Genomic DNA, 13376 nt, shown 5'->3' with positions numbered 1-13376 from the left:
AGGGGCGGCCATGGTGGCCGCCCCGAAATTCCAGCCTAAGTCCAGCGCTTACTGGAGGATAAAGCCGGTGTTGCCGAAACCAACCTGGGTAGCCACCGCGGTTTCATTGAAGCCGATCTGGGTGGTGTCGTGGAAATTGAATCCACCCACCTGGGTAGTCGTGGAGTTGTGGAAGAAGCCAAGCTGTGTGGTGTGGGATTCGTTGGCAAAGCCAAACTGGAACTCCGAGGCCACATGACCGATGCCCACTTGGGTGATATCCCCTACGTTAAGTGCACCGACCTGCACCTTCAGCGCCGTGCTGCCAATAGAGCCCACCTGGTTAATGTTACCGACGTTGAAGAAGCCGCCCTGGATGATGTCAGCGTCGTTACCGAGCGCGAAGATCTGGTTGATATTGGCGAAGTTGCCGAAGCCACCCTGCAGGATATCGGCATCGTTAAACGCGGCGACTGTTTGCAGGATGTTACCGAAGTTCGCCGCACCCACTTGAGTGATGCTGGCACTATTCAGCAGGCTCAGGATCTGGGTTACCACGCCAAGGTTGACGAAGCCAACCTGCGTTACATCGGCGCTGCTGAGCAGTGAAACTGCCTGGGTTGTAACGCCCACGTTGGCTGCACCCAGCTGGGTGATGCTTGCATTGTTGAGGGCACCCGCGGCCTGGGTGGAGACGGCTACGTTTACGGCGCCCACCTGGTTCTGGGTGATTGTGCTGAGGTCCTCGCCTGCGGTCTGCAGGGCGACTTCCACGTTGAAGAACCCGAGCTGGTTCTGCAGGATCAGGTTGTCATCCACACCGGCACCCACCTGGGTGGCGCTCTGGAAGTTTCCGACACCCGTCTGGTTCTGGACGGCGGTGTTGTTGGCTGCGAAAACACTGCCGCTGGCGGCGAGAAATACTGCTGCGGCGATGGGCGTAATAAACGTCTTCATGAGTTGCTCCTTTACATCAGACGTTGATAAAACCGGCACGAAAATGGCCGACTTACGATGGTACCGATCCTCGTACCATGTTCTGTTTCACCGCGGTCACATGCGTCCAACCTGATGATCGGCTTCGATGGGCCGAATCGGGTGGCACATCGACCTGTCCCGGTCTTGCGCTTTGGTGGTCTGTTGTCCGCCTGCAAGCAGCTCACAAGGCTGTGCCAATGCCAGGCCCCAGCTTCCGGTATGTGAATGGGGCCGGATGTAGGGCAGCTGGCTTGGTGACATAACTGGGCGGATAAAGGCACCTACGGCGTTGCTACGGTGAAAATTCCGTTCGATCAGCAAACCATCAGATTGATTGAATTGTGATCGATTGACTCTCAGTGTTGTAGGGCTGGGGGTAAGTCGCTATGAGAGGGAAGTGTCGAAACGCTAGGAAAAAAGTTCGTTTTTTAACCGGTCGAGGTAAGGGGTGTCGCCCGGGAAGTAAAATGCGTCAGGCATCATCGGCGGTTATTGGTCAGGCGGAGCGCCTCTTGCGGGGCTGGAGATAACTGGGCGTGAGTTTCAACTGCTCGTGGGCACAAATGGCGCCGTGGCCCCGGAAAGCCCCTGGCGCGACGCTAGTGTACCGGTCGGGAGCAGGAGCTAGTTACGCAGCGAGACAGAATTCCCGCTGCCGATCTGGGTGACAATCGTGGTTGAGGAAAGGCCGCTCTGTATGACCTGGACGTCATTGAGCTGTCCAGCCTGCTGTATGATGGCGAGGTGACTGCCTCCCTGGTTGAAGACTCCAGTTTGAATCACCCGGGCACCATTGAGAAAACCATCCTGCGATAGTTGGGCGTTATTGTAGAAATCCTCCTGGACGACGTTTGCGGTATTGGAGATACCGCTTTGCACGCTCTCCAGCTCGTTTGCCAACCCGGCCTGGCTGGACCCACTTCTGTTGAGGCTGCCGTCCTGATCGTGGACTGCCTGGTGACCGCTGCCGGACTGGCCTGTCCGGGTCACATTGCTGGTGCCCCTCTGGAGGGAGATTGCCCGTGACGTGAAGCTTCCCGTCTGCTCTACTTCGGCGCTCTGCAGAGCCCCGCGCTGATTAACCAGTAGCTGGTTGCCTACACCCAGCACCTGGTTCGTATCAGCGCGGTTTCCCACACCGATCTGCCTGACATTCGCACCATTGTCATAGGTCAGTAATTGCAGGCTGGTGACAGTATTGTTGGCGCCCAGCTGGAAAATCCTGTTGCTGTTCCCGGTGCCGAATTGCTGGATGGTAACAGCCTCATTGAGAAATCCATCCTGTTCCTGGGAGCTGCTGCTGCCTGTCTCCGCTTCTTGAATTGCGGCTGCGCTGTTGTAGCCTCCTGCCTGCTCCTGGAGGATTTCGTTACCACCGGGATCTGGGGAGGCCTGGTCGGCAATGACGGAATTGAGTACGCCGGCCTGGGATTGCTCGGTACTGTCAGCCTGTGAAACAGTGCCAGTACTGGCAATCACAGTGAGCAGTGCTGGGATCCACGCATATATTTTCATGGGGGGGTACCCGATTCAGGGCCTGGCGGCAGTGATCAGTCGTACTGGTTGACGATGGTTGATATGGCGGTTCCCGTCTGCGTGACCGAGGTATTCAAGCCGTTTCCGCTCTGGTAGATGTAAACGCTGTGAATGGCCCCGATCTGCTCGACCCGCGCCGAGTTCTGGCTGCCAAACTGGGATATTTCGGCTTTGTGGGAGAAGCCCAGCTGGTCGAGCTGGATGAGATTTTCAATCCCCGCCTGGATCAGGGCCGCAATATTGGCTTCACCCAGCTGGCGGGAGATGATCGCGTTGCCCTCGCCATACTGGTCGATAGAGAGGCCGTTCTGGTGTCCTTCCTGCAGGGCAGAAAGGTAGTTCAGCAAGCCTGTCTGCCTGCCATCGATGTCGTTCAGGCTACCCTCCTGGTAGATGATGGCCATATTGGCGATAGAGGCGAGACCGAAATAATCCAGTTCACTGGATGCAGGAAGCTCGGACACGGCAGAAAGGTCGGCACTTTGCGCCTGCGGAGGCAGCATCAGGACAACGGGCAGTAGGGCCAGGAGGCCCGGCAAGTAGCTGTGGCGTCGTAAACTCATATTCTGGTTCCTGGCCCGCGCGCCAGATAGGCGGCTACATGATTGTTGTGGGTTCGTTCAGGTAATACTGCAATACGGGGTTGTTGATATCGTCCGGGTTCTGTAATGCCCAGGAATTGCTGACGATGCCCTCGCTGATCAGGTGAATCACCGCCGATTCCATTGCGGATAACGTCGCCAGTTGTGCTGGTTCATTGGTAGTGAAGCCGGCCTCCATCTCCAGCAGGCGACGGAATTTTACGTAGCGGAACACGTCAGCGCTGACCGCTTTCGAATAAACGGTTTTAGAAGTCAACACCGAGTGCAGGACCCGGCCTGAACGGATATCAATGGCCCGCAGGTTCACGGTCACCTGGTCCACGCGGTACTGGCCGTCGAGGCCAATGCCAAAATAGCGGGCCCCGATGCCACCGGTCTGAATATTGGTGTCATAAGCCACGATTCCCCCTTCCAGGAGCACGTTCGCAGCGACCAGGCTGGGAAGGGGGTCGGCGTTATTCATTGGGACATTGGGCTTGTTGTGCGCGGCCCGGATAATCTTGCGCTCTGTGAGCAGGTTCTGGAGCCCTTCCCTTTCGAGCGGGATAAACCAGCCTGATTCGTTCAGCACATCCATGAGCATCGAAGCGCCGCCCTGGGTGATGGCAGTGGAGAAGCTGCTGGAGGGCTGGGGCTTGTACTGGCCAGTCTGGTCCCGGAAGCTGTAGACGGCGGCCAGGATTTTTCCCTTGGGTTGCGGGAGATTCAAGAGATCACGGAATGTCACAGAGCGTGGCGTCAACTGTGCCGTCTCCTCCCCGGGCCCGACAAGTGAATCACTCGCATCCTTCATCAGTGAGCAGCCGCCCAGGCTCCCTAGCAGGGCGAGCATCGGCAGGATTGTTCTGGCTGTGACATATTGCATGACACATCCCTCCGGATATAAAGTTATTAAATTTATTCGCGCTGAGATCGGGCCGGGATCAATTGGTCGGGTTCAGCCCGCTTACAATGATTTCACTGGTGTCCCCGGTTTCCCTGTCAGTGATCAGTACCGTCAGTACCCCATCCGTATCCACGATCTGGACGATAAAGTCATCGGTGATCAGTTCGCCGCTGTTGCCGTTACCGACGTCGGTAAGCAGCTGGTTTAGCAGGCGTGTCTCCAGCGAATCTGTGAACCTGTCCAGCGCACTCGGCTGTTCGTAGAGATCTTCCGGCCGGTCCGGATCTTCATTGTCATCCTGGGACTGGGCGTTGGAGATCAGGTAGCTGCCGTTCAGGGGGTTCCCGCCGAAGTTCGGATTGACCGGTGTATAGATAAGCTCAGTGGCAGACGCGAGTCCTGCCGACAATGACAGGGATGCCGGAATAATCAGTCCAATAAACTTATTAATTCTCATCAGAATTCATCCTTCCCTAAATCAAAATTATCCTCTAGTGCCTGCCTTATTTTTTCCTGCTGCACTATCTCGTGAATCTGTATCGCAGCCTGCTCTGCCTCCTGCTTGACATTGGTGGTGCTGGGGCGGAGGAAACGCCTGTACAGGGTTTTGCCGTTGTACGTGATCCAGATCAGGTTGCCCCAGCGCGCTGAAGGTCGCTCCCGGATTGTCAGGTTGTATTCACTGTCGGGATAGTGAAAGCTCCTGTATTCATTCATGTAGCGGGCAAAATCGTGACCCGTGCGGCTGATTGTCTGGTCGATATTGAAGCCGCTGATTTCATCCTCTAGCCGGCCGCCGGGCTGCTCAAGGTCTTCCGTCCGGGTGGCCTCATCCAGTTCGCTGTCCTGTGCCGAAACGTAGAGAGAGAGGGCGACAAGCAGAAAAGGCAAAAGGCGCCTCATATTCGCTCTTCCTCCAGGTGCAGCTTCGCCCAGTTGCTGGCCTGCAGCCGGTTCTTCACGCCAATCTTGCGGAAGATGTTGTAGATATGGTTCTTGACCGTGTGCTCACTGAGGTGGAGCCTGGTGGCAATTACGCTGTTGGACTCTCCTGAAGTAAGCTGGCTCAGAATCTCTTGTTCACGGCGGGTGAGCAGGTGCCGTTGACGCTCAGACGCCGTTTGCTGCTTGCGCCCCCCCAGGGCCGTGCCCAGTTTTTCGAGCAGCGTATCCTGGCTGCAGTGAGAGTCGCATAAAAACTCTATTCCCCGGCTCTCGATTTGTGTCGAGAGGGATTCCGGGAAGTCTGCCGGATAGTCAACCAGTAAAACATTCGGGTGGCTGACACTTAGGAGGAACCTGGTCAGGGTATTCTCACCTGCAGTGACTGAAATCTGTGAACAGTCAATGACTATTGCCGAATAGTGGGGGAGGCAATGTCTCTGCCGGCCAATTTCCGCCTTTTCCCACTCCCCCGGCAGTGAATCGGAAATCAGGCAAAAAAGCAGATCCCCATGAAGGCCGGAGTTGCTGTAGAAAAGCACCGGCATACAATTCTCCATTACCTCTCCTTGGAAACAATTCATCCTGAGTGCGCGCGCTAAGTCAGACACCCTGGAAACGGTTGATTCGCCAGTTTGTCGAAGCTTGCCGGGAACCAATACACCTATGGGGCAAAAAGCTCACCAGGTGAGAAGTTAGTATGGAGTGTAGACGCTGCGGGGCGATTTGCGAGTGACAGGAGCTTACGGAAAACGCCGAATTCCGCCCGGGAGTTTTCCACTCAATCCGGTGGCCAATAATCGAACTTATTGCTTTATACCATGGGCACAGGGGCTGTCCCCCGGACTGCGATCGCGAGGCTGTCGGCGCTGGCCGGAGAGGGGAAAATAGTCACACTCGGGTGAGTATTTAAGGGCCGGCACTGCGCACTAAGGGCGCGCGAGCCAGGCGGCGAGTCTTCGGCCAGGCCAGGCCGACTGGGACGCCCGGCTTACATTGGCAGCCGGGAGACTGGCGAACTGTCCGGGCCCGGGGCTGGCCCGGCAGTGTAAAGTGTCGTATTTTGGCATCTTATGCATGGCCGAAGCAGATTGCCCTGAAGTGACCCTGTCCGCCCTGGTGGTGGCCAGGTGCGGTTATTCTGCTCAAAATCAACAGGTTAAGCGCCAGCGTGGGTACTGGAGCTGTCGTGATACCGGAAGTCCTCCATAGCGCCGGAGGTTGATTTTTAGCCAGTCGAACAATAGGAGAGAGAATAGTGACCGAAATTCTGGACAGTCTTCCGCTCTGGCTGTGGTTCACCCTGGCGTTACTGGTGCTATTCGTTGCCCGCCAGCCAGTCCACCAGGCCATCAGTACCCTCGGACGCATTGCCCAACAGTCTCTGCGCCTTGCGGCGAAGGCTGTGTCCGGGGCCGAGCGGCGCCTGCAGGCCCGCAACCGGGAGGTCATGCTCGCGAGTGGCCTGGAAGCCGCCGAGCGCAGCGTGGAGCGGGAGTTCGAGCGGATCGAGGCCACCATGAAGCGGGAGCTGGCGCAGTACCCCACCTTGCATCGTCGGCTGTGCGAACAGCTAACCGCCATTGACGAGGACTACGTGCGCAGTGCCGAGGTGCCGCCGGAGCCCTCGAACTGGGCCAAGGCCATCAAGGCGGTCTGCGAGATCCCCGCCACGCAGGATCCAGTGGTCGGGGATGTGCTGGAAATTATCCACCACTCGATGCGCAAGTCAGAGGCCAAGGCTCTCGAGGCCTACCGGGAATCCTCCAAGGAGCGGCACCAGTTACTGAAGCGGATGGTCCCGCACTGGCGCTCTATCCTGAAGAGGCTGGGCCGGGTGAATAAAAATGTGGAATCCGTCATCCGTCGTGCCACGGCCCTCGATGGCCACATGCGCCGCTATGAAGACATACAGCAGGGGAGCGACCGCGCCGTGCGCCGCCTGTCATCCTCCTCGTTGAGCCAGTTCTTTATCTCTGCCTTTGTACTGGTGATCCTCGCAGGCGGTGCGCTGGTCAATTTCCACCTGATCGCCCGGCCCCTGGCTGAGCTTGTCGGCGGGGGAGCGGCCATCGGTGCTTACCCGTTGGCGGATACCACCGCCGGGGTGATCCTGTTGCTCCAGATCGGCCTGGGAGTTTTTCTGCTCGAGTGCCTGGGCGTCACGAGGATGGTTCCGGCGCTGGGCTCGCTGGGCGACGTCCTGCGCAAGAGACTCGCGTGGGCCGCTGGTGGTCTGCTGCTTGCCCTTGCCTGTAGCGAGGCGGGTCTCGCCTTTACCCGGGAGGTAGTGATACAGGGCGACCTGACAGATAGGGCCGCCGCTGCCGGTGACATTTCATGGGTCTCAACCACCGCACAGATGCTGCTGGGCTTTGTCCTGCCGCTGGTGCTCGCGTTCACCGCGGTGCCGCTCGAGGGTTTTGTTGCCTCGGCGCGCAATGTGTTGGGCATGCTGGCCGCCCTGGTGCTGCGCTCGTTGTCGACAATTCTGCGCCTGGTGGGTGCTGTGCTCCTCCACTGCAGCGACCTGTTGATCCGGCTGTACGACATCGTGATCTTTCTGCCCCTGTGGCTGGAGTCCCGCTATGAGGGCTGGCGCCGCTCCAGCCGGACGCTGGAAACGGTGGAGGACTCCGCCTGAGGCTGTGTTCCCGGCAGCTCCCGGGAACGACCTTCACACAAGATAAAGAGGCAAGCACCCGGCCATGATGTGGTTCGCCCTGTTCTGTTTGCTGCTGGCGATTCTGTGGTTTTACGCGCGGGGTCGGCTGGCGCAAGAACGCACTGTAAACCTGCCCGCCGGCCCCACCCCGATGGTGATAGCGCATGGCGACGAGCGGGGGCGGGGGCTGTATCCGGGCAATACGCTGCTTTATGTTCGCGAAATGGCCAGCCTTGGCGTCGATGCGGTCGAGGTTGACCTCAACCTTACCGCGGACGGGCACCTGGTTTTGATTCACGATGATGTGCTCGAGCGAACCACGGACGGGGAGGGCAGGGTAATCGACCTGTCCCTCGAAGAACTGCGGGGGCTCAGGCTGGCAGAGAACTGGACCCGCGACGGAATTTCCTTTCCCTACCGTGATTCACCACTGAGCATCGCCACGATCGATGAGGTCTTCGATGCGGTCGCCGATATCCCGCTGATAATCGAGCTCAAGAACAACGACCTCGCTGCCGCCCACGCCATGTGTGCGGCCATTCGTCGCGCGGGCCAGCAACACAGGGTTATCGTATCGACCTTCCACAAACGGGTGATCGACGAGTTCCGCCGCATCTGCCCGGAAGTGACCACTGGAGCATCGCTTGGCGACGCCCTGCTTTTCTACGTGGCCCAGCTGTTGCGCGCTGAAACGCTCCTGCGACCGGCCTACCAGACCATGCAGCTACCACTGCGTTACTTCGGGCTGCCGGTCATCGGCTCCCGTTTCCTGAAGGCGGCCCACTCCCTCGACCTTCATATATCGGTCTGGACGGTGAATGCCCCTGAACAGATGCGCTGGCTGACAGAGCTCGGCGTGGATGGCATTGTCACTGACAGGCCGGATATCCTGCAGAATCTCAACCGCCGCAACAACAACAATCGGGAGGTCAGCAATGCGTAAAGTAATGAAAGTCGCCGTTCTCACTACCATGGCCGGCGCGATTTCTGTCCTGGCCTCGGCGCAGGATCGTTTTGCCAATGTGGAAATCAAGAGCCAGCCGGTGGCCGGCGGGGTTTTCATGTTGCAGGGCGCCGGGGGTAACATCGCCGTCTTCTCGGGCGAAGACGGTATTTTCCTGGTGGACGACCAGTACGCACCGCTGACAGAGAAGATCCGTGCGTCACTGAAGGAAATAACTGATAAACCGGTGCGCTTTGTCGTCAACACCCACTGGCACGGGGACCACACGGGCGGCAATGAGAATTTCGGTGAAGCTGGCGCCCTGGTGGTGGCGCATGAAAATGTCCGTAAGCGCATGAGCGCCGAGCAGTTTATGAAAGAGCTGGGCCGCACCGTGCCGGCTTCGCCCGCCGCCGCCCTGCCGGTTATCACCTTCACCGATGCCACCACCTTCCACTGGAACGGCGACGAAGTACACGTACAGCACCTGGCCCCGGCACATACGGACGGGGACTCGATGGTGCATTTCCGCGAAGCCAATGTGATTCACACCGGCGACACCTTTTTTAACGGTAGCTATCCATTCATCGACCTGTCTTCCGGCGGTTCGGTCCAGGGTATGGTGGCAGCCATGGACCGGGTGCTGGCGCTGGCCGATGACAGGACGAAAATCATTCCCGGCCACGGCGCACTGAGTAACCGTGCCGAACTGAAGCAGCAGCGTGATCTGTTGGTCGAACTACGCGACCGGATCCAGGTGCTGGTCGACAAGGGGCTCAGCCGCGAGGAGGTGATTGCGGCGAAACCGACCAGGGAGTATGACGCGGAGTACGGGCAGTTTTTCATGAAGCCCGATGTGTGGACGGGGATCGTCTACGATTCGCTGGTCCGCACGCAGTGACCTCGGCCGGGAGCCGGGCAGGGGGGCGGCGCGAGCCGCCATTTTTTTGCCCCGCCCCTCAGGTCTTGATGCGGTAGCCGGTGCGGAAAATCCACCAGACACCGCAGAGGCACAGCAGCATGAACAGCACGGTCATGCCCAGGCTGACGGCCACGTTGACATCGGCCACGCCGTAGAAGGCCCAGCGAAAGCCACTGATCAGGTAGACGACGGGATTAAACAGGGTCACCTTCTGCCAGAATTCCGGCAGCATGTTGATCGAGTAAAAAGCGCCACCGAGAAACGTCAGGGGCGTGATGACCATCAGTGGAATGATCTGCAGCTTCTGGAAGTCGTCGGCCCAGATCCCGATGATAAACCCGAACATGCTGAAAGTGACGGCCGTCAGGACCAGGAAGCCCAGCATCCAGACCGGGTGCAGGATCTCGTAGTCCACGAAGAAGCGCGCGGTGAGCAGGATCAGCCCGCCGAGGATGACCGACTTGGTGGCGGCGGCACCGACATAGCCAGCCACTATTTCGAATGCCGATACCGGCGCGGACAATACCTCATAGATGGTTCCGGAAAACTTCGGGAAGAAGATCCCGAAGGAGGCGTTGGAAATGCTCTCACTCAATAATGACAGCATGATCAGGCCGGGAATGATGAAGGCACCATAGCTGATGCCGTCAATCTCTCCCATGCGTGAGCCGATCGCTGCCCCGAACACGATAAAGTAGAGCGAGGTGGAAAGCACGGGCGAGGCAATACTCTGCATCAGCGTGCGCCAGGTCCGCGCCATCTCGAACCTGTAGATAGCCCGTATGCCGTACCAGTTCATGACTGCGACTCCTCTTTCAACCGCTCATCGCGCTCTGCCCTTACCAACCCCACAAATATGTCCTCAAGGGAACTCTCGCGGGTATGCAGGTCGCGGAAATCAATATTGGCATCGTTGAGCCGGCGCAGGAAATCGGTAATGCCGGTGTCCCCGCTCTTGATGTCGAAGTGGTAGATGAGCCGCTGGCCGTCTTCGCTGAGCTTCACCGGTAGTCCGGCCAGGGATTTCGGCAGCTTGTCCATGGGGCGCGCCAGCTGCAGGCTGAGTTCCTTCTCACCCATTTTCTGCATCAGCGTCCTCTTGTCGTCCACCAGTACCACCCGGCCGTGGTTGATCACGCCCACGCGATCGGCCATTTCCTCCGCCTCCTCGATGTAGTGGGTGGTGAGGATAATGGTCACCCCCGATTCCCGCAGGCTGTGAACCATCTGCCACATGTCCCGGCGCAGCTCCACGTCGACGCCGGCGGTGGGCTCGTCGAGGAACAGGATCTTTGGCTCGTGGGACAGCGCCTTGGCAATCATCACCCGGCGTTTCATTCCGCCGGAAAGCGCCATAATGCGGCTATCTTTCTTGTCCCACAGGGACAGCTGGCGCAGCAGTTTCTCGATATAGGCGGGATCCGGCGCCCGGCCGAAGAGGCCGCGGCTGAAAGTAACGGTGGCCCAGACACTCTCGAATGAATCCGTGGCGAGTTCCTGGGGAACCAGCCCGATACGGCTGCGGGCCGCACGGTAGTCACGGATAATGTCGTGACCGTCGGCCAGCACGGTGCCGCTGGACGGATTGACGATACCGCAGATGATGCTGATGAGCGTGGTCTTGCCGGCGCCATTGGGGCCGAGCAGGGCGAAGATTTCGCCCCGGCGGATCTCCAGGTCGACATCCCGCAGTGCGGTAAAGCCGCCCTGGTAGGTCTTGCTTACCCCCCTGGCCGAAATAATGGGTTCCACTGCTACTCCTTGCTTATTTGTGAATCCACGGGCCAGGCGGGCTGGCTACCTGTGCCCGGTGCGCCCAGCGCACCACCAGTTTCAGCAGTATCCTGCCGATCGCCCCGAGGGCGCGGGTGATTGCCGAGTGTACCGGAGGGGTCTCCGCTTGTCCTTGTGCGCGCCCCGCATCTCTGCCACTGCTCTGCTCCGGCCGACGTTGTGGATTCGGCCTGAGTTCTCCGCTTGCCATCATGGTGTCTCTCCTTGTGTGCTTTTCAGTTGGTGCGGGGCAGTGTAAAACCTCAAGCAAACTTGAGGTCAATAGCTTGTTGGGGTGAAAATATGGGATATAAAAACAGTGTGCTGGAAGAAAGCGATGAGTGACAGAGGACGGGGAACAAAATCCGAGCTGGGAGTTGGGGAAGTGGCCCGACGGAGCGGGGTGGCTGTGTCGACCCTGCATTTCTACGAGAGCAAGGGCCTGATTCGCAGCTGGCGATCCGCGGGCAACCAGCGGCGCTATGCGCGCGATGTGCTGCGGCGGATCGGGATTATCAGGGTCGCCCAGCGCGCGGGTGTGCCGCTCACAAAAATCCGGGAGTCGCTGGACACTCTCCCGGACGGCCGTACGCCGGACCGGGAAGACTGGGCGCGGCTGTCCGCCTGCTGGCGTGATGACCTGGACCGGCGGATCGGGGAGCTGGTCGGGCTGCGCGACCGGCTTGAGGGCTGTATCGGCTGCGGCTGCCTGTCGATGAAATGCTGCCCCCTATACAACGCCGATGACAAGGCCGGGGAACAGGGTGTCGGAGCCTGTTACCTGGAGCCGAGATAAGGACCGGCCTGCCGAAGGGGTGATATCCGGAGGGCCGGGGCCACTTTCTCCCGTAAATTGCAAAGGGTGCGCGTGCCCCGGTATCCCGGCGGGCAGAGGCTAGCCAAACAGTTTGCGGTAGAAAGCCATGGCGCCGTTCCAGGCATCCTGCGAAGCGTCCTTGCTGTATGCCAGCGGGATGCCGAATTTCTCACCGCGATCTGTCGCCGCCGGATTGGTGAAACCGTGCTTCACGCCCGGGTAACTGGTCAGCTCGAATTTCACTGCAGCGTTCTGCATCTCTTCGACAAAGGCGGCGACCTGTTTTGCCGGGATCATGTCGTCGGCGCCGCCGGTGTACACCCGCAATTCGGCATTGACGCTGCCGGGCTCGACGTCGATATCTGATTCCAGCGCACCGTGGAAACTGACCACGCCCCGCAGGTCTAGCCCCAGCCGGGCCATGTTCAGCGCCACCATGCCGCCGAAGCAGTAGCCCTGGGCGGCGATCCGTGAGGCATCCACGGTCTCGTGCTGTTGCAGGATTTCCATTGCCGCGCGGAAGCGCTTTTCAATTGCTCCGGGTTTCTCCAGCGCGGCGTTCATCAATGCTCCGGCATCGTCCGGGTTGTCCGCCTGCTTGCCGGTACCGAACATATCCAGCGCGAAGGCGGTATAGCCCTCGGCAGCCAGCTTGTCGGCCTCAATGCGCACGAAGTCGTTGTGCCCCCACCATTCGTGGATAACGATAATACCGGGACGCTTGCCTTCGCGGCTGTCGTCATAACTCACGTAGCCGGTAAAGGATTCGCCATCGACGGTGTATTCAATGCTCTCGCTGTGCATGTTCGCTCTCCCTGATCGATTGCCGGGTACTGACTATAGGCGTGCGCTCCCGGGTATCTCAAGCTGGTGGGGAACCTTTCAGTTCCACCGTGTTTCCCTCGGGGTCCTGAATATAGAGCGAGGGCCCGTTGCCGGTGGCACCGTAGCGGGTCTCCACTGGTCCCGGCTCGATATCCCTGGCGCGCAGGTAGCGGACAAGGGCCTGGGGGTGGAAAGGCTCGATATGCAGGCAAAGGTGGTCCAGGTTGCGCCCCTCCCGGCCGGGTGGCGCGCCGCCGGCGCGGCCCAGCGGCTCGCTGACGGGCACCAGGTCAATCAGGCTGCCGCCGGCGCGCAACTGGTAGAGGCCAATGCCGGGCTTTTCGCGCTCGACGCTGCAGCCCAGTATATCCACGTAAAAAGCCAACATGGCCCGTAAGTCGGTGACGCGGAGCACGATGTGGTCGATATTGCGGATGCGGAACATGGCCTGTCCTGGTATCTGCCCGGGAATGTTTGCCGCGCGCTGCCATCTCCGGCCCGCTGCGGA

At 59.3% G+C, this 13376-nt stretch carries 15 protein-coding genes; 4 read left to right on the top strand and 11 right to left on the bottom strand.

Annotated features, from left to right (window positions below):
* Nucleotides 1-48 precede the first annotated feature (48 nt).
* The 7 genes from BLT26_RS05640 to BLT26_RS05610 all read right to left on the bottom strand — a co-directional run bounded on the left by BLT26_RS05640 (nt 49) and on the right by BLT26_RS05610 (nt 5471).
* Entirely contained in the window at nt 49-936 is an 888-nt protein-coding gene (locus BLT26_RS05640; RefSeq protein WP_091509943.1) for a hypothetical protein, read from the bottom strand.
* Nucleotides 937-1581: 645 nt separating this feature from the next.
* Nucleotides 1582-2472: a hypothetical protein gene (locus BLT26_RS05635; protein WP_091509939.1), complete on the bottom strand. Its 891-nt coding sequence runs from the start codon at nt 2470-2472 to the stop codon at nt 1582-1584.
* 35 nt (nt 2473-2507) lie between these two features.
* Nucleotides 2508-3056 carry a hypothetical protein gene (locus tag BLT26_RS05630; protein WP_091509935.1) on the bottom strand — a complete coding sequence of 183 codons (549 nt, stop codon included), beginning with the start codon at nt 3054-3056 and terminating at the stop codon, nt 2508-2510.
* Between the two features lie 34 nt (nt 3057-3090).
* A complete protein-coding gene (locus tag BLT26_RS05625) occupies nt 3091-3960 on the bottom strand; it encodes a CsgG/HfaB family protein (protein WP_175453033.1) in 870 nt (289 codons plus the stop codon).
* 58 nt (nt 3961-4018) lie between these two features.
* Complete coding sequence (locus BLT26_RS05620) at nt 4019-4438, bottom strand: curli assembly protein CsgF (protein ID WP_091509927.1); 420 nt, start codon at nt 4436-4438, stop codon at nt 4019-4021.
* Complete coding sequence (locus tag BLT26_RS05615; protein WP_245720605.1) at nt 4438-4872, bottom strand: curli production assembly/transport protein CsgE; 435 nt, start codon at nt 4870-4872, stop codon at nt 4438-4440. Before BLT26_RS05615 ends, BLT26_RS05620 begins: the two co-directional genes overlap by 1 nt.
* 8 nt (nt 4873-4880) lie before the next feature.
* A complete protein-coding gene (locus BLT26_RS05610) occupies nt 4881-5471 on the bottom strand; it encodes a response regulator transcription factor (protein WP_091511025.1) in 591 nt (196 codons plus the stop codon).
* A 710-nt stretch (nt 5472-6181) separates the two neighbouring features.
* Between BLT26_RS05610 and BLT26_RS05605 the strand changes: the two genes are divergently transcribed.
* From BLT26_RS05605 to BLT26_RS05595, 3 genes are all read left to right on the top strand, one after another.
* Nucleotides 6182-7567, top strand: a complete 1386-nt coding sequence (locus BLT26_RS05605; protein WP_091509922.1) for a hypothetical protein — start codon at nt 6182-6184, stop codon at nt 7565-7567.
* Nucleotides 7568-7631: 64 nt separating this feature from the next.
* Entirely contained in the window at nt 7632-8531 is a 900-nt protein-coding gene (locus tag BLT26_RS05600; RefSeq protein WP_091509918.1) for a glycerophosphodiester phosphodiesterase family protein, read from the top strand.
* Complete coding sequence (locus BLT26_RS05595; RefSeq protein WP_091509916.1) at nt 8524-9432, top strand: MBL fold metallo-hydrolase; 909 nt, start codon at nt 8524-8526, stop codon at nt 9430-9432. The genes BLT26_RS05600 and BLT26_RS05595 overlap by 8 nt, the downstream gene beginning before the upstream one ends.
* Before the next feature lie 58 nt (nt 9433-9490).
* Here BLT26_RS05595 and BLT26_RS05590 read toward each other — a convergent pair whose 3' ends face one another.
* Together BLT26_RS05590 and BLT26_RS05585 are read right to left on the bottom strand one after the other, a co-directional pair.
* Nucleotides 9491-10252, bottom strand: coding sequence for an ABC transporter permease (locus tag BLT26_RS05590; protein WP_091509913.1), 762 nt, complete (start codon nt 10250-10252; stop codon nt 9491-9493).
* On the bottom strand, nt 10249-11205 hold the full coding sequence (locus BLT26_RS05585) for an ABC transporter ATP-binding protein (RefSeq protein WP_091509910.1): 957 nt from the start codon (nt 11203-11205) through the stop codon (nt 10249-10251). Before BLT26_RS05585 ends, BLT26_RS05590 begins: the two co-directional genes overlap by 4 nt.
* Nucleotides 11206-11563: 358 nt before the next feature.
* Between BLT26_RS05585 and soxR the strand changes: the two genes are divergently transcribed.
* A complete protein-coding gene (soxR, locus tag BLT26_RS05580) occupies nt 11564-12022 on the top strand; it encodes a redox-sensitive transcriptional activator SoxR (protein WP_091509907.1) in 459 nt (152 codons plus the stop codon).
* A 99-nt stretch (nt 12023-12121) separates the two neighbouring features.
* On the opposite strand, the gene BLT26_RS05575 is transcribed toward soxR, so the two are convergent.
* Both BLT26_RS05575 and BLT26_RS05570 read right to left on the bottom strand, forming a co-directional pair.
* Nucleotides 12122-12847: a dienelactone hydrolase family protein gene (locus BLT26_RS05575; protein WP_091509903.1), complete on the bottom strand. Its 726-nt coding sequence runs from the start codon at nt 12845-12847 to the stop codon at nt 12122-12124.
* 58 nt (nt 12848-12905) lie between these two features.
* Nucleotides 12906-13313, bottom strand: coding sequence for a VOC family protein (locus tag BLT26_RS05570; protein ID WP_091509901.1), 408 nt, complete (start codon nt 13311-13313; stop codon nt 12906-12908).
* Nucleotides 13314-13376: the final 63 nt, after the last annotated feature.

Origin of the sequence: Microbulbifer yueqingensis (assembly GCF_900100355.1) — a bacterium.
Lineage (GTDB): Bacteria > Pseudomonadota > Gammaproteobacteria > Pseudomonadales > Cellvibrionaceae > Microbulbifer > Microbulbifer yueqingensis.
This window is presented reverse-complemented; position numbering and strand designations above follow the sequence as displayed.